The sequence below is a fragment of the Methylophilus luteus genome, from assembly GCF_042676265.1.
Classification (GTDB): domain Bacteria; phylum Pseudomonadota; class Gammaproteobacteria; order Burkholderiales; family Methylophilaceae; genus Methylophilus; species Methylophilus luteus.
Window position 1 is genome coordinate 1 of record NZ_JBHTKB010000002.1, and the last position, 23624, is coordinate 23624.

22 protein-coding genes are annotated in these 23624 nt (G+C 53.6%); 8 read left to right on the forward strand and 14 right to left on the reverse strand.

Translation table 11 applies throughout. The features are described from left to right. On the forward strand, nucleotides 1-253 hold a 253-nt coding region (locus ACFQ1Z_RS09495; RefSeq protein WP_379057143.1), incomplete at its 5' end, for a hypothetical protein. A 1209-nt stretch (nucleotides 254-1462) separates the two neighbouring features. Here the strand turns inward: ACFQ1Z_RS09495 and ACFQ1Z_RS09500 are convergent. From ACFQ1Z_RS09500 to ACFQ1Z_RS09520, 5 genes are read right to left on the reverse strand one after another with little or no spacing between them, the layout of a single operon-like run. After that, nucleotides 1463-3013, reverse strand: coding sequence for an RNA polymerase factor sigma-54 (locus ACFQ1Z_RS09500; RefSeq protein WP_379057218.1), 1551 nt, complete (start codon nucleotides 3011-3013; stop codon nucleotides 1463-1465). A 6-nt stretch (nucleotides 3014-3019) separates the two neighbouring features. Next, nucleotides 3020-3766 carry an LPS export ABC transporter ATP-binding protein gene (gene lptB / locus ACFQ1Z_RS09505; RefSeq protein WP_379057219.1) on the reverse strand — a complete coding sequence of 249 codons (747 nt, stop codon included), beginning with the start codon at nucleotides 3764-3766 and terminating at the stop codon, nucleotides 3020-3022. Nucleotides 3767-3777: 11 nt separating this feature from the next. Beyond that, the gene (gene lptA, locus ACFQ1Z_RS09510) at nucleotides 3778-4443 is read right to left on the reverse strand and encodes a lipopolysaccharide transport periplasmic protein LptA (RefSeq protein WP_379057220.1); all 666 of its coding nucleotides are present in this window, start codon (nucleotides 4441-4443) and stop codon (nucleotides 3778-3780) included. A 30-nt stretch (nucleotides 4444-4473) separates the two neighbouring features. Then, the gene (lptC, locus tag ACFQ1Z_RS09515; protein ID WP_379057222.1) at nucleotides 4474-5136 is read right to left on the reverse strand and encodes an LPS export ABC transporter periplasmic protein LptC; all 663 of its coding nucleotides are present in this window, start codon (nucleotides 5134-5136) and stop codon (nucleotides 4474-4476) included. 20 nt (nucleotides 5137-5156) lie between these two features. Beyond that, nucleotides 5157-6158 (reverse strand): KpsF/GutQ family sugar-phosphate isomerase, encoded by a 1002-nt coding sequence (locus tag ACFQ1Z_RS09520; protein ID WP_379057224.1) that lies wholly within the window; start codon nucleotides 6156-6158, stop codon nucleotides 5157-5159. Nucleotides 6159-6379: 221 nt separating this feature from the next. On the opposite strand from ACFQ1Z_RS09520, the gene ACFQ1Z_RS09525 reads away from it, so the two are divergent. Both ACFQ1Z_RS09525 and ACFQ1Z_RS09530 read left to right on the forward strand, forming a co-directional pair. Next, a complete protein-coding gene (locus tag ACFQ1Z_RS09525; protein WP_379057225.1) occupies nucleotides 6380-8356 on the forward strand; it encodes a cation:proton antiporter in 1977 nt (658 codons plus the stop codon). A 149-nt stretch (nucleotides 8357-8505) separates the two neighbouring features. Next, nucleotides 8506-9516, forward strand: coding sequence for an NAD(P)/FAD-dependent oxidoreductase (locus ACFQ1Z_RS09530; RefSeq protein ID WP_379057226.1), 1011 nt, complete (start codon nucleotides 8506-8508; stop codon nucleotides 9514-9516). A 77-nt stretch (nucleotides 9517-9593) separates the two neighbouring features. Here the strand turns inward: ACFQ1Z_RS09530 and ACFQ1Z_RS09535 are convergent, their stop codons facing one another. Together ACFQ1Z_RS09535 and ACFQ1Z_RS09540 are read right to left on the reverse strand one after the other, a co-directional pair. Further along, a complete protein-coding gene (locus tag ACFQ1Z_RS09535) occupies nucleotides 9594-10121 on the reverse strand; it encodes a GNAT family N-acetyltransferase (protein WP_379057228.1) in 528 nt (175 codons plus the stop codon). Nucleotides 10122-10131: 10 nt separating this feature from the next. Next, nucleotides 10132-11373, reverse strand: coding sequence for a dicarboxylate/amino acid:cation symporter (locus tag ACFQ1Z_RS09540; RefSeq protein ID WP_379057992.1), 1242 nt, complete (start codon nucleotides 11371-11373; stop codon nucleotides 10132-10134). A 98-nt stretch (nucleotides 11374-11471) separates the two neighbouring features. Between ACFQ1Z_RS09540 and ACFQ1Z_RS09545 the strand changes: the two genes are divergently transcribed. Continuing rightward, nucleotides 11472-11774 carry a type II toxin-antitoxin system HigB family toxin gene (locus ACFQ1Z_RS09545; RefSeq protein ID WP_379057230.1) on the forward strand — a complete coding sequence of 101 codons (303 nt, stop codon included), beginning with the start codon at nucleotides 11472-11474 and terminating at the stop codon, nucleotides 11772-11774. A gap of 2 nt (nucleotides 11775-11776) precedes the next feature. Then, on the forward strand, nucleotides 11777-12145 hold the full coding sequence (locus tag ACFQ1Z_RS09550) for a helix-turn-helix domain-containing protein (RefSeq protein WP_379057231.1): 369 nt from the start codon (nucleotides 11777-11779) through the stop codon (nucleotides 12143-12145). Between the two features lie 28 nt (nucleotides 12146-12173). On the opposite strand, the gene ACFQ1Z_RS09555 is transcribed toward ACFQ1Z_RS09550, so the two are convergent. From ACFQ1Z_RS09555 to purM, 4 genes are read right to left on the reverse strand one after another with little or no spacing between them, the layout of a single operon-like run. Continuing rightward, nucleotides 12174-13478 carry an RsmB/NOP family class I SAM-dependent RNA methyltransferase gene (locus tag ACFQ1Z_RS09555; protein ID WP_379057232.1) on the reverse strand — a complete coding sequence of 435 codons (1305 nt, stop codon included), beginning with the start codon at nucleotides 13476-13478 and terminating at the stop codon, nucleotides 12174-12176. Nucleotides 13479-13508: 30 nt separating this feature from the next. Continuing rightward, on the reverse strand, nucleotides 13509-14567 hold the full coding sequence (locus tag ACFQ1Z_RS09560) for a DUF3108 domain-containing protein (protein ID WP_379057233.1): 1059 nt from the start codon (nucleotides 14565-14567) through the stop codon (nucleotides 13509-13511). Between the two features lie 27 nt (nucleotides 14568-14594). Beyond that, nucleotides 14595-15293, reverse strand: a complete 699-nt coding sequence (locus tag ACFQ1Z_RS09565) for a DUF3108 domain-containing protein (protein ID WP_379057234.1) — start codon at nucleotides 15291-15293, stop codon at nucleotides 14595-14597. Further along, entirely contained in the window at nucleotides 15293-16339 is a 1047-nt protein-coding gene (gene purM / locus ACFQ1Z_RS09570; RefSeq protein WP_379057235.1) for a phosphoribosylformylglycinamidine cyclo-ligase, read from the reverse strand. The genes ACFQ1Z_RS09565 and purM overlap by 1 nt, the downstream gene beginning before the upstream one ends. 175 nt (nucleotides 16340-16514) lie before the next feature. Between purM and ACFQ1Z_RS09575 the strand changes: the two genes are divergently transcribed. Together ACFQ1Z_RS09575 and ACFQ1Z_RS09580 are read left to right on the forward strand one after the other, a co-directional pair. Beyond that, complete coding sequence (locus ACFQ1Z_RS09575) at nucleotides 16515-17645, forward strand: AI-2E family transporter (RefSeq protein WP_379057236.1); 1131 nt, start codon at nucleotides 16515-16517, stop codon at nucleotides 17643-17645. 26 nt (nucleotides 17646-17671) lie between these two features. Beyond that, nucleotides 17672-18277, forward strand: coding sequence for an HdaA/DnaA family protein (locus ACFQ1Z_RS09580; protein ID WP_379057237.1), 606 nt, complete (start codon nucleotides 17672-17674; stop codon nucleotides 18275-18277). Nucleotides 18278-18290: 13 nt separating this feature from the next. Here the strand turns inward: ACFQ1Z_RS09580 and ACFQ1Z_RS09585 are convergent, their stop codons facing one another. Continuing rightward, nucleotides 18291-19388, reverse strand: coding sequence for a diguanylate cyclase domain-containing protein (locus ACFQ1Z_RS09585; RefSeq protein ID WP_379057238.1), 1098 nt, complete (start codon nucleotides 19386-19388; stop codon nucleotides 18291-18293). 187 nt (nucleotides 19389-19575) lie between these two features. Between ACFQ1Z_RS09585 and ACFQ1Z_RS09590 the strand changes: the two genes are divergently transcribed. Continuing rightward, nucleotides 19576-21207, forward strand: a complete 1632-nt coding sequence (locus ACFQ1Z_RS09590) for an NAD(P)/FAD-dependent oxidoreductase (RefSeq protein ID WP_379057239.1) — start codon at nucleotides 19576-19578, stop codon at nucleotides 21205-21207. A 73-nt stretch (nucleotides 21208-21280) separates the two neighbouring features. Here the strand turns inward: ACFQ1Z_RS09590 and ahpF are convergent, their stop codons facing one another. Together ahpF and ahpC are read right to left on the reverse strand one after the other, a co-directional pair. After that, complete coding sequence (gene ahpF / locus ACFQ1Z_RS09595; protein WP_379057241.1) at nucleotides 21281-22846, reverse strand: alkyl hydroperoxide reductase subunit F; 1566 nt, start codon at nucleotides 22844-22846, stop codon at nucleotides 21281-21283. Nucleotides 22847-23055: 209 nt separating this feature from the next. Beyond that, the gene (gene ahpC / locus ACFQ1Z_RS09600) at nucleotides 23056-23619 is read right to left on the reverse strand and encodes an alkyl hydroperoxide reductase subunit C (RefSeq protein WP_055828833.1); all 564 of its coding nucleotides are present in this window, start codon (nucleotides 23617-23619) and stop codon (nucleotides 23056-23058) included. Nucleotides 23620-23624: the final 5 nt, after the last annotated feature.

Consider the following 23624-nt stretch of genomic DNA (forward strand, 5'->3'; position numbering starts at 1 on the left):
ATGGGTGACAGAAGCCTTATTCAACGTCTGGCACCGCAGTGGCGGCGAACAGCGCGTGCGTTTCAGCACCCCGGCAGCGCAGAGCAGGGTAGAGGCAGACTTTGCTAACACCAGCCTGCAAGTGGGGCTGGCTAGCCGGATGACGTTTAAGTATGGCCTTAGCTTGGCGGGTAGCATGAGTTATCAGAAGGCGATAGAGCAGAGTGATTTGGAGAGTGTGACGGCACAGGTGCATTTGAGGTGGGATATGTAGGATTAGGGGCTAGGGGCTGGGGAGTAGGGTGACGTTCTAATTGGTATTTCTCTGGATGATTTAACCGTTCTTTTTCGCCCCTCGGCGAGTGTCTTTTCTTTGCGTGCCCAAAGAAAAGACACCAAAAGAAAGGGCACCCTAGCATCCGCTTGTTTCCTGCGTTGCTCGTCAACGTGGGCGTCCAACGAAACTCGCCCTAGCGGCTTGCACAGTGCGCAAGCCACCGCGGAACTCGAACAGACGCTGGCCGAAAACTCCCACGCTGCCTGCGCTACTCGGCGCGTCAGATAGGGGACCCGGGAAAGGCACTACGCGGTTATTTAGGTGGGTCTTTCTCGCATCGTATCCCGCTCAACCAGCGTAACAAATCAAAACCAAAAACAAATACACGGTTGCTAAGCGGCTCGCTGCTTTTGGTGGTTCACTAATGGGCCATCGTGGTGGTGTTGACTTCGGGCCCCTATCTGACGCGCCGAGTAGCGGAGTCAAAATAAGGAGAAAGGGAGCGACTGTCTGAGTTCCGCGGTGGCCTGCGCAGTGTGCAGGCCGCTAGGGCGAGTTTCGCGACCGCTTATTTTGACGAGCAACGCAGGAAACAAGCGGATGCTAGGGTGCATTTCTTTTGGTTACGTTTTCTTTGTGCAAGCAAAGAAAAGTAACTCGCCTAGAGGCGAAAAAGAACGCTGAAACAGAGCGCAAAACTATCCAAACAAATACCGATTCTATGGCAATGGTTGCGCGGGAATAAATATGAAAAACCCCAGCTTCACTAAGGGCGTGTGTTTTTCCGGGCCCCTATCTGACGCGCCGAGTAGCGGAATCAAAATAAGGAGGAAGGGAGCGACTGTCTGAGCTCCGCAACAAGCCACAGTGTGTGTGGCTTGTCAGGGCGAGTTTCGCGACCGCTTATGCCTAAGTCCGGCAAAGCAACGGACGAAAGTCCTGAGGTGAGCAACGCAGGAAACAAGCGGATGCTAGGGTGCATTTCTTTTGGTTACGTTTTCTTTGTGCAAGCAAAGAAAAGTAACTCGCCTAGAGGCGAAAGAAAATGGTGAATCAGATCACTAAACCACCCAAAGAAATACCTAACTACAACTCCAGTAAGTGCATCACTCGCGCTGCACGGTCCGCACAGGTTGCGCTAGCCAAGTTGCGCACTCCTCAATGCCGAGGATAACACCGGCTATGCAGTGGCGTGATGCTGGGAAATTAAAGCGATTTGCGCAGATTAGCTGGCGGTATGCTCAATGACTCACGGTATTTGGCAATGGTACGCCGTGCCACCACTATGCCCTGTTGCGCCAGGGTATCGGTGATCTGGTTGTCAGAAAGCGGTTTTTTCTCGTTCTCTTCTGCCACCATTTGCTTGATCAGTGCGCGTATGGCGGTTGCCGAGCAGGAACCGCCAGCATCGGTAGCGACTGAGCTGCCAAAGAAGTATTTAAGCTCATAAACTCCGCGTGGAGTGAGCATGTACTTGTGGGTGGTGACGCGCGAAACAGTACTTTCATGCAGGTCTAACTCTTCGGCGATCTCACGCAGCACCAACGGTCGCATGGCGATATCGCCGTGCTCAAAGAAGTTACGCTGCCGGTCTACAATGGCTTGTGATACGCGCAATATGGTCGAGAAGCGTTGCTGGATATTCTTGATCATCCATTTGGCTTCCTGCATCTGGCTTTGCAGGTACTGGCCCGAGCTTTCACGGTTACGTTTGAGGATGTCGGCATACATCTGGTTGATGCGCAGTTTGGGGATCACGCCGTCGTTGAGGGTTGCTACCCAGATACCTTTGATCTTTTTCACCACCACATCGTGCTGGATAAAATGGTCATGGCTAAAGTTGGAGAACTCGCTGCCCGGCCGCGGGTTTTGCTGGCGTATCAGTTGCTGCGCGCCTTTGAGTGAGGCTTCATCGCAACTGAGCTGTTTGCGCAGCTTGATAAAATCTTTATTGGCCAGCAACGCCAGATGGTCTTTCACCAGCGCGATCGCAATTTTCAGGTAGGGCGTGCTGGCCGGCAGGGCCTGCAGTTGCAGCAACAGGCATTCGCGCAGGTCACGCGCACCTATGCCTATGGGGTCCAGGTTCTGGATCAGCTTGAGCGCTGTTTCCAGTTCCAGCAGGTCGACTTCTAGTTCCAGCGGCAGGTTGTCTACCACTTCCTGCAAGTCTTGCTCCAGGTAGCCGTCGTCATTGATGCTGTCCAGCAGCAGTTTGACCAGGCTCATGTCGCGGTGCGACAGGTGCGCCAGCTGTATCTGGTCTATCAGGTGCTCACGCAGGCTGATGCTGCTGGCGTCCTGGCGTGAAAAATCGCCGTCTTCATCGTCGGTATTGTTGCGGCCTGCCTCATCCCAGTTGCTGGTGCTGCCAAACTCGCCGTAATCGTCTTCAAACTCCGGCGGCGTGAATTCTTCATTCAGGTTGGGCAGTTCGCCTTCATTGCCGCTGAGGTCATCGCGCAACTCTTCGCGCAAGGTGTCGGCCGGCGAGGGGATATCCTGTTGGGTGGCGACATCAAATGAGCTGGCGTCTTCGACTTCTGCCTGTGCCGCTAACGGGGCGTCTGGCGTGTTGTCTTCAAACTCGCCTTCTTCATTATTGTCGGCCATCTCGAGCAAAGGGTTCTCCTGCAAGATGGCTTCCAGCTCCTGGCTCAGTTCCAGCGTCGACAGTTGCAACAGGCGGATAGACTGCTGCAGCTGCGGCGTCAGTGCCAGGTTTTGCGACATGCGTAATTGCAGGTTTTGCTTCATAAGGACTTACAGCCTAAAATTTTTGCCCAGATAGACTTCACGCACACCCTCATTCTGAATGATCTCATCGGGGGTGCCGGCCGCAAACACTGCGCCTTCGTTGACGATATAGGCGCGGTCACAGATATCCAGCGTTTCACGCACGTTGTGGTCTGTGATCAGGATGCCGATATTCTGGCTGCTCAGGTAACGGATGATTTTCTGGATCTCTATCACCGCGATCGGGTCTATGCCGGCGAACGGTTCATCCAGCAAAATAAATTTCGGGTCGGTGGCCAGGCAACGGGCGATCTCTACCCGGCGACGTTCACCGCCGGACAAGCTGACCGCCTGGCTGTTGCGTATGTGCTGGATATGCAACTGGTCCAGCAATGACTCCAGTTTGGCTTCACGCTCTTCTGCGGTATAAGGGCGGGTTTCCAGGATAGACAGTATGTTATCGGTCACCGTCATCTTGCGGAAAATAGAGGCTTCTTGCGGCAGGTAGGCCAGGCCCATGCGCGCCCGTTCATGCATGGGGGCGTGGCTGACGTCGGTGCCGTTCAGGGTGATATGGCCGTCGTCTAGGGCGACCAGGCCGACTATCATGTAAAAGCTGGTGGTTTTGCCTGCCCCGTTCGGGCCCAGCAAGCCTATGACTTCGCCGCTATGTAGTTCCAGCGTCGTGTTTCTGACCACGGTGCGACCCTGGTAAGCTTTTTTTAAATGGCTGACGCTTAAATGGCTATTGTCTGGTGAAGCAGTGGTTTGCATATTGCCAGTCTTTACTGAGGTTCTTTCTTGGTTTCGTTGCTGGTGCCGCTGGCTGCCGGTTCAGGCCTGATCTGTAACGAGCGGTTCATGCGCAACCCTTGCTGTGCATTGGCCTTGTTATCTATGACCGGTGGCGTGGTTTTACTCTTGGGCTGAATGATCGCCTTGACCCGGCTGTTGGCAGTGCCGTTAGGGTTGGCTTTGGTGCCACCTATCACTTCGGCATATTCCGCATTGGCGTCATAGCTGATGTAATCACCGGTGACTATGTCTTCGCCACGTTTGACCCAGGCATTGGTATACAGTTGCACTTTATCCATGCGGCCGTTGTATTCAATGCGCTGGCCACTGCCTTGCATCCACTCGTTCTTGCCGGTGCGCTTTTGCTTGAAAGTGGTCGGCGTAGCCGGGCTGCCTATGCAGGTGCTATGCTGAAAACCGTCCTGGTCTTCGCGCACTATCATTTTGTCAGCCTTGATTTGCAGCGTGCCCTGGTTAAGGATGACGTTGCCGGTGTAGGTGCTGATCTTTTTCGCATCGTTGACGCTCACGGTGTCGGCTTCGAGCTCTATCGGTTGTTCACGGTCAGACTCTTCGGCCCTGACGGTGTTTGACCACTGCAACAGCGTAGCCAGTAGCAGGCAGGTCACATAAAATAATTGCTTGTGCGTTTTCAACTCATCTCTCCAGGAATCATCTATCCTTGATTATTGACCTGTGTCAGGCCTGGTTTTTTTGCTGCTGCGGGCCGGTTTTTTCGGTTTGCCAGCCTGGGCGGCAGGCGCTGCATTCACTGCCACCGGCGCGCGTTCATAATGTACATGCACCCGGTTGAATAATTGCATGGTTTCGGATTTTTTATCAAAGCGCATGCCAGTGCCTGTGACCACGCTACCCGGCTGCTGCAGTATAGTCACTGGCAGATCGGTGTAAGCGATATCCGTGTCCGGTTCAACAAACAACTGTTCTGTCTTTAGTTGCATTTCGCCTTTTTCGGCGGTGGCCTGGCGCACTACTTTCACCTGCTTTACAAACTCCACCAGTTTACCATTGCCGGATATTTTGCCGCGCTGGCCATAAATCTGGGTGTAAGGCATGTTCTCGCCAAACTGGGTGAAGCGCGGCCGGTCCAGTTCAGTGTAATCGCTGTCAGGATAATGGCGCATTTGCGAGGCGGCCAGTACATATTTGATACGGCCACTGGCGTCGGTACGCGTGCTGACAAAATTATAAAGCATGTAATCTGGCGCATGCCGGCTGACGCCAGTCATGCGCGAGGCTTCCTCCTGCACCGTCTGGTTGATCCAGAAGGTCAGCAAAGCCAGAAACACCATCAGGCTGATCGGTAGCAGAATCGGATATTTAAGCATAGATACAGACCCCGGCTAGCCTAAACCACTTTCGCTTTCAGCAAGTCATGCATATTGAATGCCCCTGCCAATTGCCGCTGCTCGTTCACCACCAGAAAACCGTTGATGCGGTGTTGTTCCATCAGGCTGATCGCTTCAACAGCCATCTGCTGCGTACCCAGCAACTTGGGTTGCCGGCTCATGACGCTGGTGATAGGCGCCTGATGATCGGTCAGGCCTTGCACGAACAAACGGCGTATATCACCGTCAGTAAACACGCCCACCGGCTGCTGTTCTGCATCGACAATGGCAGTAAAACCCATGCCCTTGCTGGAGATCTCTTGTATGGCTTGCTGCAGCGTGGCGTTTTCTTTCACGCTGGGGATTGCATCGCCGCTACGCATCACATCTTTGACCCTGACCAGTAAGCGCCGCCCCAGGCTGCCGCCGGGGTGGGAGTGGGCAAAGTCTTCTGCGGTGAATTCACGCAGTTCCAGCACGCATAAGGCCAGTGCGTCACCCAGAGCTAATGCAGCAGTGGTGCTGGCGGTAGGGGCCAGGCCCAGCGGACAGGCTTCATGGCTGACTGCTGCACTCAAATGCACTTGCGATTCACGCGATAAAGTCGAATCTGTGCTGCCGGTGATGCTTAAAATTCGCGCACCCAGACGGCGTATCGAAGGCAATATGTTAATGATCTCATCGCTCTCGCCGGAGTTAGAAAGCGCGATCACCACATCTTCAGCCGTGATCATGCCGAGGTCACCGTGGCTGGCTTCAGCGGCATGCATAAAAAAAGCCGGGGTGCCGGTGCTGGCAAAGGTGGCGGCGATCTTGCCGCCGATATGGCCGGATTTGCCCACGCCAGTCACCACTACGCGGCCACGGCAGGCAACGATCATATGCACAGCAGCTTCAAACGCAGCACCCAGGCGTCCGGCCAGCTGGCGGATCTCGTCTGCTTCGTGCAATAACACATTGCGCGCTTTTTCCACGATGTCAGAACTTTCAGCAAGTTTGACACCTGATTTTGCTATACTCATGGTCGCTAAGTATAGCAAGTGACCGCCCCGGCAAGAAAGCAAAACGCAGCTTTTTTAATGATTTTTTAATATCAGGCACATTTTTTGCATTAAACAAAGATTTGTGGCAGCATAATCAGGCTGAAACAATTCTGTTTCATCATAAGATCATCAGACCACGCGAGCTGTAATCACTACCGGTAGCGCAGCGTGGTCTTAATTAATTGCTTTAGAATTTTTGCATGTTTGACTCCCTAATCCATTTACTCTTGTTGCTCACCAGTTCGGTATTCGCCGTCGGTTTATTCCGCATATTGGGCATGCCTGCCATTCTGGCTTATTTCATGATAGGCATAGTCTTGGGCCCGCACGCATTGGGCCTGATACAGGATGAAGAAACCGGTCGCCAGGTGGCCGAGTTCGGCATTGTGTTCCTGATGTTTAGCATAGGCCTGGAATTCAGCCTGCCCAAGCTTTACGCCATGCGCAAGACCCTGTTCGGCTTAGGCGGCGGGCAAGTGATCCTGACGCTGCTGGTCAGCCTGGTGCTAGGAAAAATGGCCGGCCTGAGCCTGACCACCGCCTTTATTATCGGCGCTGCGCTGACCATGTCGTCAACTGCTATTGTTTCCAAGATACTGATGGAACGCGTGGACCTTAACTCCCGCCACGGCCGCCTGAGCATAGGTGTGCTGCTGTTCCAGGACCTGGCGGTCATCCCTATCCTGGTGCTGATCCAGACTCTGGGTGCGCACAGCAATAACTGGCTGGATGTGCTGGGTCTGACCCTGCTGAAATCGTCAGTGCTGTTATTCCTGTTATTCAAGTTTGGCAAAAACATCCTCAACTTCTGGTTTGAGTTGGTTGCCAAACAACGCTCGCGTGAACTGTTTGTATTAAACGTGCTGATGGTGACCTTGCTGATGTCTGCAGCCACCAATTTTGCCGGTTTGTCCTATGCGCTGGGTGCGTTTGTCGCCGGCATGCTGATCTCTGAGACCAAATACCGCTACCAGGTGGAATCAGATATCGCGCCTTTCCGCGATATCCTGCTCGGCCTGTTCTTTATCAGTGTCGGCATGCTGCTCGATGTCAGGGTGATCCTGGATAATGCAATGCTGGTGGTGCTGTTGCTGGCCTTATACCTGCTGTTCAAAATGGGGCTGATCGCGGCGCTGACCAAGTTTTACGGTTTTGAGATGGGTGTGGGTGTGCGTACCGGCATCATCCTCGGCCAGGCCGGCGAGTTCACTTTTGTGGTGCTGGCCCTGGGCTTGCAGACGCGTTTGATCGATGGCGATGCCTTGCAACTGGTGTTGTCGGTCGCCGTGCTTTCCATGCTGGTGGCGCCGTTTATCATTCAATACAATGGCCGCATCGCACGTTACCTGGTGAAAAGCTATACCCGCAATAGCATTAAAGGCGTAGACACCATACAGGAGCACAGCCAGGAGCTGAAGGACCACGTCATTATTTGCGGTTATGGCCGTAGCGGCCAGTACCTGGGCCGTTTCCTGCGTGAAGAGAATATCCCCTATGTCGCGCTTGATATGGATGCCAGCCGCGTGCAGGAAGCAGCCTCAGCGGGTGAGAATGTGATTTATGGTGACGCCAGCAGGCGCTCGGTGATGGAAGCCGCCGGACTGGCGCGTGCCAAAGCCGTCATCATCAGCTATGCCGAAACGCGTGGCACCATGAAAGTACTGGATGTGATCAAAGAACGGCATCCCAACCTGCCGGTGATCGTGCGCACCCATGATGACAGCGAGATGGATGAGTTGCGCGCCGCCGGTGCGCACGAAGTCGTGCCAGAGATACTGGAAGGTAGCCTGATGCTGGCTTCACACGCACTGGTCACCCTGGGCGTGCCGTTGAACCGCGTGGTCAAGCGTATCCGCCTGTTCCGCGAAGAGCGCTACAAAATGTTCAAGGGTTATTTCCGCGGCGTCAGCGACGCAGATGCTTCTACCGCTTCATTGCCGCAATTGCATTCAGTGGAAATGTATAAGAACTTTTATGCGCATGGCCTGCGGTTGGACCATATCCCGTTTGAAGATTTTGCGGTCGAGGTCAAACAACTGCGCCGGCCGAATATGCCAGAACCCATAGTGCCCAGAGGCGATATCGTTCTGGTTGAAGGTGATGTGCTGGTGCTGCTGGGCAGCAATGCCGCCCTGATCGCCATGGAAGTCTATTTGATTTCTGGCCGCAAACCTTGATCCCCACTCTGATTTCAAACCAGCTGCTAACAGGGTAAAGTTGGCAGCCGGTTTGGTCTGCCGCTGGTTTAAATTCAGTGCTGGTTTAAATTCAGTGCTGGTTCAACCCACTTGTAAAATACACGCGTTTTTTTCCTGAAAAAATCTTTATGGCAAACACTTCGGTATTAGTCGTCGGCGGCGGCATCGTCGGTTGTCTGACCGCCATGCAGTTGCGCAAGCAAGGTCATGAGGTCACGGTGGTCGAACGCAATATCATTGCTGCCCAAACCTCGGGTGAGGCTTCCTGGGCCGGGGCAGGCATCGCTTTTCCGCTGTTGCCGTGGTTCTACCAGGATGTGGTCAACGAGCTAGCGCTGGCCGGCGCCCGGGCTTATCCGGCGCTCAGCGCCGAGCTGTTGGCAGAAACCGGCATAGACCCCGAATGTATACAGAGTGGCATGCTGATACAGCCACCCTTTGAGCGCGCACAGGCACTGGCATGGTGTAGCAGATTCGGCCTGGCAGCAGAAGCGCAAGGCGAAAACCTGTTTATCCCCGAAGTGGTGCAGATCCGCAATCCGCGCCTGTTGCAGGCCCTGAAAGCCTGGCTGATCAAACACGGCGTCCAGCTACGCGAGCAAACGCGATTGCTGCCGCTGCAAGAAGGTCGGTCACCTATATCCGGCTGGCAGACCACCGCAGGTGACACCCTGCACGCAGATACCTACGTGGTCACCTCTGGGGCCTGGAGTTTTGAACTGCTGGAACAAACCGCACTCACGCTGGATATCAAGCCCATGCGCGGGCAGATGCTGCTATACCAGCTGCAGGCTGGCCTGTTGCCGCATATCGTTTACCGCGATGGTTTTTATATGCTGCAACGCGCAGATGGTCATTTGCTGGCCGGCAGCAGCCTGGAAGATGTAGGCTTTGATAGCGGGGTGACCGAGAGCATGCGTGAAGAAATGCAGGCCAAGGCAGAGGCCATATTGCCAGCATTAAAAGGCCGGCCTATCATCAAACACTGGAGCGGGCTGCGGCCGGGAACGCCGCATAATATCCCTATGATAGGGCGGCACCCGCAGATAGAGAATCTGTACCTGAATACCGGGCATTTTCGCTATGGGGTGACGATGGCGCCGGAATGCGCGCGCAGGATAGTGGCGTTGCTTGCCTGACGGTGCCAGCGATTTTTTTTGCTGCTGGGTTTAAGGGTAGTTTTAAATCACCCACAGAAAAACCGCTGAGGGGCCGGTCATAGTACCTTCTGTAAAATATTCAACTGCATATTCTCCACCTGTGCCTGCCACATATCCGGTTGCTGCGGAAACGGCACTATCACCCCGGTCGGCTGATAGCCCAGCCGCTGATAAAACGCGATCAGCTCTTCACGCAGGCTGATCACCATCATCTCCGCCTTTTGCACCTGCCACTGCGCTTTTGCCAGCTTTTCGGCTGCGACTATCATGGTTTTGCCATAGCCGCGGTTTTGCAGCAGCGGCGAAACCGCGATCATGCCCAGGTGCACGGTTTCTGGCGATTCGGCATGCCGTTCCAGGCAGATACACGCTGACACCACGCCGCCCGCTTCTTCACCAAGCAGGATACAGGCATGCTCGCTTTCGATCAGCGCCTGTATGGTGCGCTCACTGGTGCGTACACCAGTCAATAGGTCGGCTTCGGTGGTCCAGCCGGCGCGACTGGTCTCGCCGCGATAAGCTGCATTCACCAATGCGCAAATGACGGGAGTATCTGAAACCTGGGCGATGCGTTGTTCTAGCATGGGCTTGATTTTAGCTTGAAGAGTTGGATGCAGTCACGTGTTGTACCACCAGGCTGCCTATCATGTCACCTTCCACATTGACGGCGGTCCTGACCGTATCCAGCAAGCGGTCTACAGGCAGTAAGATGGCGATCGCCTCTGCCGGCAGGCCTACGCTTTGCAGCACCATCACCATGGTGACCATGCCGGCACTGGGGATGCCAGGAGCACCCATGGCGGCGATCATGGTGGTAAAACACACCACCAGCTGCTGACCCAGTGACAAGTCTATGCCTGCCAGTTGCGCCACAAACAAGGCGGCAGAGGCTTCGTAAAGCGCGGTGCCATCCATATTGACGGTCGCCCCCAGAGGGACGACGAAACCGGCGATCTCCGGTTTCACCTGCATGTTCTGCGTGGTGCAGCGCATGGTCACCGGCATGGTGGCATTGCTTGAACTGGTGGCAAACGCCGTCAACAGCGCCTCACGCGCGTTGCGCAAGAACCATAGCGGCCGCTTGCCGGTGAGCAGATAGAGCAGGGCTGGCAACACCACCAGACCATGCAGCAAAGTAGTGCCCATCACCAGCAAAATAAATTTACTTAGCGTCGCAAACAGGCCCACATCCTGGGTGGCGACCAGTTTGAACAGCAAGGCCGCGATACCAAAAGGCGCCAGCCGCATGATCCAGTTGATGATCTGCATGCACACCGTCATGCCTTCTTCAAACAGGCCCAACAGTTGCGTATAACGGTCAGCTGCCATCACCAGTGCAATGCCCAGCACTAATGCAAACGCCACAATAGCGATGATATTGCCATCGGCCAGCGCCTTGAACGGGTTCATGAAAATACTATGCAGAAACTGAGTGAAAAATTCCGGCAAGGTCAGTTGCTTGGATTCAAACTGCTGCATGGCATCGGCAAACATATCCAGATGCAAACCGGCCCCGGGTTGCACGATATGCGTGGCACCCAGGCCGATCACGATGGCAATAATGGTGGTGGTGGCAAAAAACAATAATGTAGTCTTCCACACGGCATTCATCTGGCTATGCTGGCGCAGGTTGGCAATGCCAGTCACGATGGCGCAGAACACCAGCGGGATCATCACCATTTTAAGCAGGTCTATAAACAGCGTGCCTATCAGGTTGGCTGAGTACAGACTCCACTGCACAGCCGCTGAATCCGCCGGCCAGCCATGCACCGCCCAACCGCCAGCGACTCCCAGCAGCGCAGCGATCAGTATTTGCAAATTCAAGGAGAGTTTCATCATGTCTGAGATCTTAAAAGCCGGGCAGTGGCGTTGGCTTTAAGAATAACCCAAAAGCCCGATATTGACATATCCCAAAATGGGACTTAAGATGCCTTATGAAAATAATTTCGGTCAAAATACTTAAGGATTTTTGGCAGGAACACCCGGATAGTGAACAACACTTGAAAGCCTGGGTAGATGAGGTCAAACACGCCCACTGGCTGCAACCCTCTGATATCAAATATAAATATAGACATGCCAGCGTGTTAAAAAACAAACGTGTCGTTTTTAATATCAAGGGCAACCATTACCGATTGATCGTTGCAATCGCTTATCGTTTTGGCGCTGTTTACATCAAATTTATTGGGACTCACCAACACTATGATGCAATCAATGCGCAAACTATCGAACTGGAGTAAACATGCACATTAAACCGATACACAATGAGCAAGACTACCAACAAGCTTTGCATGCGGCGGCTGCATACTTTGAGAACGAGCCGGAATTAAATACGCCCGAAGGTGACCGCTTTGAAGTGTTGCTGACCCTGATAGCAGCCTATGAAACCAAGCATTACCCGATCGATCCGCCAGATCCGATCGAGGCGATTAAATTCAGGATGGAGCAAGAAGGGCTGACTGCAAAAGATCTGGTACCCATGATAGGGCAAGTCAACAGGGTGTACGAAGTGCTCAACCGCAAACGGGGACTGACGACCAAAATGATGTGGAGATTACATCAGGATCTGGGGATATCAGCAGAAAGCTTGATTCGTCCGAGTGCAGGTTGATCCACCCGGACGCAGGTAAACTGGATAATCAGTCAGGCTTTGCAGTATCGGTTGCTGGGCCAGTTTTCTCAAACACCGCCGCAAAAAAACCATCTGTGCCATGCAGGTGCGGCAGTTGTTTTAAATACTCACCGGTATCCAGCTCGATATTCTGCTGCGCCATTACTTCACTGGCAGGGATCAGTTTAAAGTCCGGGTGCGCTTGCAGAAAAGCTTCAGCGATAGATTCGTTTTCATCGCGTAACAAGCTGCAGGTGGCATAGATGACCCGGCCGCCGACTTTACATAGCTTGGCGGCACGCGCCAGGATATTGCTCTGTTTGACATTCAACTCGGCGACATCCTGTTCGGTTTGCCGCCATTTCAAGTCCGGGTTGCGGCGTAAAGTGCCCAGGCCGCTACATGGCGCATCGACCAGCACGCGGTCGAACTTGCCGTTCAGGCGTTTGAGTTTTAAATCATTCTCGTTGTTGATCAGCTGCGCCTGCAGGTTGGATAAGCCGCTGCGCTTCAGGCGGTGGCCTAAATTGTTCAAGCGTTTTTCAGACACATCAAAGGCATATAAGCGGCCGGTATTTTTCATCAGTGCGCCTAGTGCCAGCGTTTTGCCACCGGCACCGGCACACAGGTCGGCCACCATCTGGCCGCGCTTGGGTGCAACCAGGTAACTCAGTAACTGGCTGCCTTCATCCTGCACTTCTATCTTGCCTTCGGTAAACAGGATATGTTTGCCTATATTCAGGCGCGAGCCCATGCGAATGCCCACTGGCGAGTATGGCGTAGTGGTGATGACGTTGTCTTTAACGGTATTTTCGGCCAGCATGCGTGCCAGCACCTCTTCACGCGTCGCTTTGATGGTATTCACGCGCAGGTCCAGGCTGGCTTGCTCGAACATGCTGCGGCAAATCGTCATGGCTTCGGCTTCGCCATATTGGGCGACCAGCTTGTCCCAGAACCAGTCGCGTACATCGGCCAGAATGGCCGGGGAGAAGCCTTCGCTGGTTTTGCTTTTGATCTGTACCGCCCATTCTTTCTGGCGCTCGTCCAGCATGTCGTCGAGGTCGCGTATGCTTTTGCCTTCGATCTTGATCAGGTAGGCGAGGATCAGTTTACGCGTGTCTTCCTGCTCATCAGGCTCTGCGATGCTGATCTCGCGCAGATAGCGGTAACGACGCAACACGCCATAGGCGGTTTCGGCGATCCAGGCGCGCTCTTTGGTGCCTAGCTCCCTATGCTGGCGAAAGAACTCACTGAGTTTGCCATCGGCCGGGCTTTCGAATTGCAGCATGTCGTTTAATAAAGCCGCCGTCTGGCGCATAAGGGTGGAATTCATCAATGTCTTTCAAATAGATTGCGTACTGCGTTATTCAGTCGTTAAGCGCGTGGCGACTTGTTCTATCACCATGCCGTTCTTTTCCTGTTTCCTGATCTTGACCGGCACATAGCGATAATCGCTGGCCAGCCATAATTCTATCTTTTCGTCCGTTTCGCCACGGGTATGGGCGATGTGCACGGTCTGTATGGTCTGGTCTGCGATCACCATTGCATCCTCGCCTTCAAACTCATACTGGTAAGTGTTGAGGCGTCTACCGTTGGTCAATGCCACCTGCATTTCCTGCAAGGGTGGCACAAACATAAACTGGTACATAAAGCTGAGGATATCCTGCGTGTTGCCAGGCAGTTCGTAACGTTGCTCACCCTTGGCGGTTTTCAGGGTAATAAAGTTGCTTTCCCAATCCAGATCAGCTTCATATATCTTGTCTGCCTTGCTGCCGAACGCATAGCGGTAAAAATGCGGTTTTAATCCATGCGGGCCTATCTCGCCGCGGCTTTGCTGCTCCAGCGTCGGGTAGAGCAATTTTAACAGGCCGCGCCCTTTAACCACCCAATCTAGCGCGTACTGGCCAGAAGGCTGTTGCACATAATCTATCCTGGCACTGCCGGCAGGCTGTTTTTCGCCATTCACAAACACCGAGAACTCAGTGCTCACGCGTTGATAAGCCGGCGGCAAGTCGGGCTCGGGCTCTGCCACGACTGCATCTGTTTTATGCCAGGCGTCTATCTCTGCCTGGCGCGCCGCTTCAGTAGCGCCTGCTGTATCTGCAATGGCGTCTGTGGGCGGTGTTGCTTCGGCGACCGGTTGCGGCGCAGAAGCAACAGGTGCAGGATCAGCAGGCCTGGCGGCAGGCGATTTTTTTGCCTGGGCTGCTTTCACAGGTGCTTTTAATAGCGGTTTTTTCGGCGCGGCTTGCAACTGCGCGCTTAATGGGGCGGGTGGTTTTTCATCTTCTGCAAACCAGCTTTGCCAGGCGGCTTCTTGCAACAGCAGCACATGCACCAGCAAAGAGAGCAACAACGCCAGCCCCAGTGACCAGGAAACATGTTGCCGTATCCACTTGTGCAGGCCCTGTTTCTTAGTCACGCGATTTCCCGATGTGCAGAATACCCGTTACTGACCAGTGATGCTGGTAATCACTTGTTCCATGCGTTTACCATCATCCATCACCACCAGCTTGACCGGCAGATAGCCTTTATCCTTGGCCAGATAAAGCGTTTTTTCACCGTCGCTGTCGGTCAGTTTGATCACGTTGAATGTTCCCGCCTCGGTCTGCAGTGGCGTGGTTTCCTCTGTCACCACAAAGGTATGCGGCGAGAGTTTTTTACCGTTAGCCACTGCCAGTTTCACCTGTTTGCCTTTGGGTGGTTGCCACATCCAGCAATACAACACACTCAACAGGTCTTGCGTGCCTTTGCTCAGCTTTTCGCTTTGCTGCTCGCCTTTGACCTGCATCTTCAGCACTTTTTTGCCCCAGTCAAAATCGCTGATCAAGGCCTTGTCAGCATGCTTGGATTGACGTGATTCAAAGTGAGCAGGGCGCAGGCTGTTGTCTGCCACATCGCCCTGGCTGGAGAGTGTGCGCTCACCCATGAGCTTGTAAATACCTTTGCCTTCAGCCAGTGAATCTATCTGGTATTTATTGCCGGTCACTGTCAGCTGGTCTTTCACGCTGGCGAAGGTCACGCCCTGTTGCAGCAGGTCATATTTCAGGCTGAGTTGCTTGGGCGCGGCCGCTAAGCCGCTAGTAGCAACCAACAGGGCTGCCGCCAGGCAAGCGGCGAGCAGTCTATGCAAGCGTAACAGATGCATCACACCACCACGGTCGGCGCTTCGCCAGCCTGTTGCGCACGGATCTGGCCTATGCGGTAAACCGTTTCGCCAGACTCAGCCAGCAGCGTTTCAGCTTGCTGCGCGTGTTCGGCGGCGACGATGATGGCCATGCCTATGCCGCAGTTAAAGGTACGGTACATTTCTAGAGGTGCGATATTGCCTTGTGCCTGTAACCACTGAAACAGCGGTGGCAATGTCCAGCTCGATTTCTGCACTTCGGCAGTCAGGCCGGCTGGTAATACGCGCGGGATATTCTCGGTGATGCCGCCGCCAGTGATATGCGCCATGCCTTTAACCGGCAGTGCTTCCAGCAATTTGAGCACTGACTTCACGTACAGCTTGGTCGGTGCCATCACCACGTCTTTGAATTTACGGCCATGGAAATCGGATTCCATATCAATGCCCGAAGTCTCGATCAGTTTGCGTATCAGTGAGTAACCGTTGGAGTGCGCGCCACTGGAAGCCAGCCCCAGCACCACATCACCAGCCGCGATGGTGGTGCCATCAATAATGTTGGCTTTATCGACACAACCGACGGCAAAGCCTGCCAGGTCATACTCGCCGGCCGGGTACATGCCTGGCATTTCAGCAGTTTCGCCACCTACCAGCGCACAGCCAGATTCTTCACAGCCTTGTGCGATACCTTTGATCACGGCAGCCGCAGTGCCGACTTCAAGTTTGCCGCAGGCAAAATAATCGAGGAAGAACAGCGGCTCTGCGCCCTGCACCAGAATGTCGTTCACACTCATGGCGACCAGGTCTATGCCTACGGTATCGTGCTTGTTGAGCTGGAAGGCCAGCTTGAGCTTGGTGCCCACGCCATCGGTGCCGGAAACCAGTACTGGTTCCTTGAATTTTTTAGGCATGGCGAACAATGAACCAAAGCCGCCTATGCCACCCATGACTTCAGGGCGCATGGTGCGTTTTGCAAATGGCTTGATCTGCTCGACCAGGGCATCACCTGCCTCGATATCCACACCGGCATCGCGATAGGTGACAGAAGTTTTATCAGAAGAAGTGGTCAAAGTACTCTCGTTTCTTTCTATGCTTATGAATATTAAATTCAATATAAATTCATGGATATGGCAACAAAGCGCGTGCTAGCCATGAAATTCAGTATAATTTTAGGAATAACCATTATTTTAACGCATCTTGCCAGTTCGACCTATGCCGGATTACGAGTATGCATGATAGGCGCCCATGTCAGATCACGAGTATCAAAAGTCCAGTGTGACTCAGTTTGTCAGTGACAATCGCTGGTGGATAGTGGCAGCGCTTTTCATCTACCTGTTTTATCTGCTGGAGCCGGTGCTGACGCCTTTCCTGGCGGCCATGGTCATCGCTTATATGCTGGACCCGCTGGTGGACCGCTTAAGTGAAGCCGGATTCCGCCACTGGAGAGTAGGCCGCACCCTGGCGACCCTGTTAGTCATGGCTGGAGTGATCCTGGCGCTGATAGGCCTGATGCTGGTGATCATTCCACTGTTGCAACAACAATCCATGCTCATAGTGCAACGTTTGCCCGCAGTGGTGGATCATTTTCATCAGCAGGTGGAACCGTGGCTGCAACAGCGGTTTGGCATACGCTTCAATGTGAACCCTGCCTATATACAAAAGCTGGTGACTGAGCATTGGCAGACAGCGAGCAGCTTTGTCGGCAGCGTATTGCTGAGCGCAGGCCAGAAAGGCCTCAACCTGATAGGCATGCTCGCCAATATTCTTCTGTTACCGGTGGTGCTGTTCTACTTTTTGCGCGACTGGGATGACATGATGACTGAAATAGGCGGCTTGATTCCACGCGACCTGATAGGCCGCGTCAAAAAGATCGCCAAAGATATCGACAGTGTGGTGGCCGAGTTCTTGCGTGGCCAGCTATCGGTGATGTTGTCACTGTGCGTGTTTTATAGCGTGGGCTTATGGCTGGTGGGCCTGGATATGGCATTGTCCATAGGGATGATCGCCGGCTTGCTCAGCTTTGTGCCTTATCTTGGTTTCGCCCTGGCATTTATCCTGGCCATCATGCTGGCATTATTACAGTTCGCCTCATTACCAGAAGTGGTTCCGGTGCTGCTGGTGTTTGGGGTAGGCCAGTTTGTAGAAAGTTTTTTCCTGACACCTATCCTGGTTGGTGACCGTATCGGCCTGCACCCTGTGCTGGTGATACTCGCCTTGATGGCAGGCGGGCAATTATTCGGTTTTGCCGGTGTGTTGCTGGCGTTGCCTGTCAGCGCCGCGATCGCCGTCGGCTTGCGTTACGTCAAAAAAAGTTACTTGCGTAGCGAGACCTACTTGCACAGCCAGACATCAGTGATCCACCTGGCGGATGACTGATCCCCAAACCTATTAAAGCTTTTGCTGTGAAACAATTATTGCTTAATATCCAGCCGCCTGCTGCACCCGGCTTTGACAATTTTATCATAGGCCAGAACGACGAAGCCCTGAGCAGCCTGCAAGCTGTGCTGGCCGGCCAAACGCCTACGCCATTCATCTACCTGTGGGGGGCTGCGGGCAGCGGCAAAACCCATCTGTTGCTGGCGGCCCAGGCCATGGGCGCGCATATTGCCGACGATGTACACACTCTGGATGCCGAGTCGCAGATCATCCTGTTTGATACCTTTAACCATATTAAAGCCGAAGGTGGCGTGCTGGTCACTGCCGGTAGCCATGCGCCCACCCAGATGGGTTTGCGCGATGATCTGGCCACCCGCCTGGCCTTCGGGCTGGTCTACCAGTTGCAGCCGCTCAGTGATAGTGAAAAAGCCGATGCCTTGCGCGCCCATGCCAGTGACCGCGGCATGAAACTGCCTGATGAAGTGATCGCTTACTGCCTGAAATACCTGCGCCGCGACCTGCCCACCCTGGTATCAGTGCTAGATGCGCTGGACCAGTGGTCGCTGACGACTAAAAAGCCGGTCACCGTGCCGCTGCTGAAAAACATGCTGCAACTTGAGCTGACGCATTAGGCTGGTTCAGCCATCATTCGCCATCAAAACTGTAAGAATTCTTGCCGTTTTTCTTGGACACATACATGGCCTGATCGGCCGCATGCAATAGCTGCTTTACCTGTTTGCCATGCCGCGGGTATTCGGCAATGCCTATACTGACGCCGATATTGAGCGCCATGGTCCTGACTATCACCGGCCGCGCGAATAACTGTATCAGGCGTTGCGCCAGTTGCACCAGTTCCATGCGGTGCAGATAACTGCCGACCACCAGCACGAATTCATCACCCCCTTGCCTGGCCAGAAAATCCGTTTGCCTGAGCACGCGCTGAAACATGCTGGCCACTTCTATCAGCAGGGCATCGCCTATTTCATGGCCATATTCATCATTGACGTGTTTAAAGCCATCCAGGTCCATAAAAAAGATAGCGAACGGTTTTGAGACATGTCTGGCGCGCTGGAATACGTTTTCCAGATGCTCATCTACACTGCGGCGGTTGGGCAAGCCGGTGAGCAGGTCGTGATCGACCTGATGGCTCAATTGTTCGGTGACGGCCTGGGTCTCCAGCATCTGGCCTAACAGATCGGTGGTATTGCGGTATGAAAACAGCAGCACGCCTATGATCAGTATGCACAGCAGTACGGCACCTATCACTGACTCTATCACGCGCTGGCGTATCTCCTGCGCGTAATCGCTCCTCAGGTGCTGCAGTTTGCTATCCATCTGCGCCAGCTGGTCGTTGATCAGCTTCATCAGCTCGCGGCTTTTATCTTTGCTCACCGTCAGGTGTGAAGCATAAGACCCGGCACGCATCTGCACCTGTATGCTCCTGTCCATGACATCAAATTTGCGGTGGATCAGCTGTTTGACCTTGCCCAGCTCCGGGCGTATCAGTTCAAAATCGCTGGCCTGGCTGTCCAGACGTGCGACCAGAGTATGCGTATCTGCCCGGCCTTGCTCCATGGTGTCCAGGAATAAAGTATGCCCGGTGAGCAAATAGCCACGCTGGCCGCTTTCGGCATTGGTGATGGCTCTGGCCAGGGCGGCGACGTCATAGCGCTGACGGTCTACCGAATCTTTTTGTTCCGAGAAAGATACCAGCTGATACATGGCAATAAATAGCCATAGCATTGAACCGCACAGTATGGTCGCGGCAATGATTAACGGGATAAGTATTCGTCGCTTGTAATTAAACATACATTGATAACGACCAATTCTGCTGTGAATTAAATCCAGCGGTTATTAAAATCTATCATACGACGATAGCGAATGTAATAAAATACGTTTTTGATAGATAACCACTATCCGCGAGCCCTTTATGCTAAGAATCACAGAAATCAAACTACCCCTTATTGAAGCCGAGTCACTGATACATCAGGACGACCAGATCAAGGCCGCCCTGCTCAAACGCCTGGAGATCCCGGAAACTGACCTGATACGTTTCGAGATCTTCAAGCGCGGCGTGGATGCCCGCAAAACGCATGCGATCCTGTTTGTCTACAATATCGATGTCGAGATCAGGAACGAGGCGAAAGTGCTCGCCCGGTTTAAAAAAGACCCGCATATCAAACCGGCACCTGACACCAGTTACAAATTTGTCGCCAGCAATACACAACCACTGCAACAGCGGCCCATAGTGGTCGGTTTTGGCCCGGCCGGCATCTTTGCCGCCTTGATACTGGCACAAGCTGGGTTTAAACCTATCGTGCTTGAACGCGGTAAAGAAGTACGCCAGCGCACGCAGGACACCTGGGGCTTGTGGCGTAAACGCAAACTGGACCCTGAATCCAACGTGCAGTTTGGTGAAGGCGGCGCCGGCACTTTTTCAGACGGCAAACTTTACAGCCAGATCAAAGACCCCAAGCATTACGGCCGCAAGGTATTACAGGAGTTTGTCAAAGCCGGCGCGCCGGAAGAGATCCTCTACGTCAGCCATCCGCATATAGGCACCTTCAAACTGGTGAGCATGGTAGAACAGATGCGCATCACCATCACCAGCCTGGGCGGTGAGATCCGCTTTGGCAGCCGCGTCACCGAGATAGATATCCAGGATGGACAGGTGCAAGGCGTGAGCCTGCAAACCGGCGAATACCTGCCCACCCGTCACCTGGTGCTGGCAGTCGGACATAGTGCGCGTGATACGTTTGAAATGGTGTACAACAAAGGCATTTATGTAGAAGCGAAACCGTTTTCTATCGGTTTTCGTATCGAGCACCCGCAAAGCCTGGTCGACCGCGCGCGTTATGGCAAAAGCTATAGCGACGATATTCTGCAAAAGCTGGGCGCTGCCGATTATAAACTGGTGCATCATGCGCAAAATGGCCGCAGTGTATACAGCTTCTGCATGTGCCCGGGCGGCACGGTGGTGGCGGCCACTTCCGAACCTAACCGCGTGGTCACCAATGGCATGAGCCAGTACAGCCGCAACGAGCGCAACGCCAACGCCGGCATCGTGGTCGGTATCACGCCAGAACTGGATTACCCAGGCCACCCGCTGGCTGGCATTGAGTTACAACGCCAGCTGGAAAGCCATGCTTTTGTACTCGGTGGCAGCGATTACTCTGCCCCCGGCCAGCTGATAGGTGATTTCCTGGCCAACCGGCCGTCTAGCGAGTTTGGCGCAGTCACCCCTTCTTACACGCCAGGCGTCCATCTCACCAATCTTGAATCGGCGTTGCCTGCATTTGCCATTCACGCTATCCGTGAAGCGATCCCGGCGTTTGCCAAACAGATCCCTAATTTTGACTTGGCCGATGGCATCCTGACCGGGGTCGAGACCCGCACCTCCAGCCCGATACGTATCAAGCGTGACGACGACACGTTGCAGAGCATCAATACCAAAGGTTTGTTCCCATGTGGTGAAGGGGCAGGCTATGCTGGTGGCATCTTATCCGCCGCTGTCGATGGCATCAAAGTGGCGGAAGCGGTTTCATTGTCATTGCTAGCCTAGCCACACGGAATATGCAGATATAAAAAAACCTGCCGCAGCAGGTTTTTTTATTGTTACTACGTTATTTACTGATTTACTGACGGATCAGGTAATCAAACGCACCCAGGGCAGCATTTGACCCTTCGCCCATGGCGATGACGATCTGCTTGTAAGGGATAGTGGTGACATCCCCTGCGGCAAACACGCCAGGCAGCGAAGTGGCATTATGGTTGTTGATTTCAATTTCACCATATTTGCTCAGGTCTACAGTGCCCTTTAGCCAATCCGTATTTGGCACCAGGCCGATCTGGATAAACACGCCTTCCAGTGCCACCTGCTTGCTTTCACCACTGACCCGGTCGGTATAGGTCAGGCCATTGACGCGTGTACCATCACCGGTGATCTCGGTGGTTTGTGCACTGGTCAGAATAGTGACGTTTGGCAGCGTGCGCAATTTGCGTTGCAGCACGGCATCGGCTTTCAGCTCGGTATCAAACTGCAATAAAGTGACATGGCCAACCACACCTGCCAGGTCTATCGCCGCTTCCACGCCGGAGTTACCACCGCCTACCACTGCAACGTGTTTGCCTTTGAACAACGGGCCATCACAGTGCGGGCAATAAGCTACGCCTTTGTTTTTGTACTCTGCTTCACCAGGCACGTTCAGGTTTTTCCAGCGTGCGCCGGTCGCCAGGATCACTGACTTGCTACGCAGCACCGCACCACTCTCAAGCTTGACCTCGATCAGGCCGCCATGTTTATGGTCAGCCTGTTGCGGCTCACTCAAGCCTACCGCACGCTGTAAAGGCATGATATCTACGTCATAAGTCTTCACATGCTCTTCCAGCGCCGCGACCAGTTTTGGCCCTTCGGTCTCCTTGACAGAAATAAAGTTTTCAATCGCCAAGGTGTCATTGACCTGGCCACCAAAACGATCGGCCACTATGCCGGTGCGTATGCCTTTACGTGCTGCATAGATCGCAGCGGATGCACCGGCCGGACCACCGCCAACCACCAGTACATCAAATGACGCTTTGGCGTTGAGTTTTTCCGCTTCTTTGGCAACCGCACCGGTATCTACCTTGGCCAGGAACTCTTCAACCAGCATGCGGCCAGAGGCAAACATTTCGCCATTCAGAAATGTCGCCGGTACCGCCATGACATTACGCTCATTGACTTCGTCCTGGTACAAGCCGCCATCGATCACCGTCACATTGATACGCGGGTTGAATACCGTCATCAACGTGGTGGCCTGGACTACGTCCGGGCAGTTATGGCATGACAGGCTCATATACACTTCAAAGTTCAGGTCGCTATCCAGCGCCTTGATCTGGTCGAGCACATCCTGCTCCACTTTTGGTGGATGGCCGCCGGTCCATAACAAAGCCAGTACCAGTGAAGTGAATTCATGGCCCAGGGGGATAGCCGCAAAGCGTACGCCATGCGTTTCACCTTCTCTGGCGATCACGAATGACGGTTTGCGTGCATCGTCGCCGCTTTCGTCCAGGCTGACTTTGTCGGACAAGGCAGTGATCTCTTGCAGCAGTTCGCGCATTTTCGCAGCATTGTCGCTGTTATCCAGGGATGCGATCAGACGGATAGGCTGACGCAGCATACCGAGGTAGGTTTGCAGTTGTGTCTTTAAGGTATCGTCTAACATTTTTACTCTCCAAATGACATGCTTGTCTGATTCTTGCGGCGACAAGCAGCCGTGGCCATACATATGGCAATCAAAAATTGTTGGGGGGAAGCTCGCTCAGGTAAAACCACGGCCATTGAATCGCAGCCCGGTGAGTTTACCTGAGCGCCCTGCTTACGCAGGGCTTTGCTCAAAACACTAAACTTAGATCTTAAACTTAGATCTTAAACTTAGATTTTACCCACCAGGTCCAATGATGGTGTCAATGTTGCAGCACCGTCGTTCCATTTGGCCGGGCAAACCTGGCCTGGGTTGGCAGCGGTATACTGAGCCGCTTTCAACTTGCGCAAGGTTTCTTTTACATCACGGGCGATCTCGTTGCTGTGTACTTCAGCAGTCTTGATCACGCCTTCGTTGTTGATAACGAAAGTACCACGCAATGCCAGACCTTCTTCATCAATATGCACGTCAAAAGCGCGTGTCAACTGGTGAGTAGGGTCGCCAACCAATGGGAATTTCGCTTTGCCCACTGCTGGTGAAGTCTCGTGCCAAACCTTGTGGGAGAAGTGTGTGTCGGTGGTCACGATGTACACTTCAGCACCAGCCTTCTGGAATTCTGCGTAGTTGTCAGCCGCATCTTCAACTTCGGTAGGGCAGTTGAAAGTAAACGCTGCCGGCATGAAAATCAGCACAGACCATTTGCCCTTTAATGACTCTTCTGTCACTTCGATAAATTTACCGTTGTGAAATGCCTGGGCCTTGAATGGTTGTACTTGTGTGTTGATCAATGACATGTAGC

What these genes read in the sequence shown, in the direction of transcription:
- ACFQ1Z_RS09530 (WP_379057226.1), top strand. Translation starts at nt 8,506, where the DNA reads ATGGCAAACACTTCGGTATTAGTCGTCGGCGGCGGCATCGTCGGTTGT.
- ahpF (WP_379057241.1), bottom strand. Translation starts at nt 22,846, where the DNA reads ATGTTAGACGATACCTTAAAGACACAACTGCAAACCTACCTCGGTATG.
- lptC (WP_379057222.1), bottom strand. Translation starts at nt 5,136, where the DNA reads ATGCTTAAATATCCGATTCTGCTACCGATCAGCCTGATGGTGTTTCTG.
- ACFQ1Z_RS09555 (WP_379057232.1), bottom strand. Translation starts at nt 13,478, where the DNA reads ATGAATTCCACCCTTATGCGCCAGACGGCGGCTTTATTAAACGACATG.
- ACFQ1Z_RS09540 (WP_379057992.1), bottom strand. Translation starts at nt 11,373, where the DNA reads ATGAAACTCTCCTTGAATTTGCAAATACTGATCGCTGCGCTGCTGGGA.
- ACFQ1Z_RS09545 (WP_379057230.1), top strand. Translation starts at nt 11,472, where the DNA reads ATGAAAATAATTTCGGTCAAAATACTTAAGGATTTTTGGCAGGAACAC.
- lptB (WP_379057219.1), bottom strand. Translation starts at nt 3,766, where the DNA reads ATGCAAACCACTGCTTCACCAGACAATAGCCATTTAAGCGTCAGCCAT.
- ACFQ1Z_RS09535 (WP_379057228.1), bottom strand. Translation starts at nt 10,121, where the DNA reads ATGCTAGAACAACGCATCGCCCAGGTTTCAGATACTCCCGTCATTTGC.
- ACFQ1Z_RS09590 (WP_379057239.1), top strand. Translation starts at nt 19,576, where the DNA reads ATGCTAAGAATCACAGAAATCAAACTACCCCTTATTGAAGCCGAGTCA.
- ACFQ1Z_RS09575 (WP_379057236.1), top strand. Translation starts at nt 16,515, where the DNA reads ATGTCAGATCACGAGTATCAAAAGTCCAGTGTGACTCAGTTTGTCAGT.
- ACFQ1Z_RS09525 (WP_379057225.1), top strand. Translation starts at nt 6,380, where the DNA reads ATGTTTGACTCCCTAATCCATTTACTCTTGTTGCTCACCAGTTCGGTA.
- ACFQ1Z_RS09520 (WP_379057224.1), bottom strand. Translation starts at nt 6,158, where the DNA reads ATGAGTATAGCAAAATCAGGTGTCAAACTTGCTGAAAGTTCTGACATC.
- ACFQ1Z_RS09500 (WP_379057218.1), bottom strand. Translation starts at nt 3,013, where the DNA reads ATGAAGCAAAACCTGCAATTACGCATGTCGCAAAACCTGGCACTGACG.
- ahpC (WP_055828833.1), bottom strand. Translation starts at nt 23,619, where the DNA reads ATGTCATTGATCAACACACAAGTACAACCATTCAAGGCCCAGGCATTT.
- ACFQ1Z_RS09585 (WP_379057238.1), bottom strand. Translation starts at nt 19,388, where the DNA reads ATGCTATGGCTATTTATTGCCATGTATCAGCTGGTATCTTTCTCGGAA.
- ACFQ1Z_RS09565 (WP_379057234.1), bottom strand. Translation starts at nt 15,293, where the DNA reads ATGCATCTGTTACGCTTGCATAGACTGCTCGCCGCTTGCCTGGCGGCA.
- ACFQ1Z_RS09550 (WP_379057231.1), top strand. Translation starts at nt 11,777, where the DNA reads ATGCACATTAAACCGATACACAATGAGCAAGACTACCAACAAGCTTTG.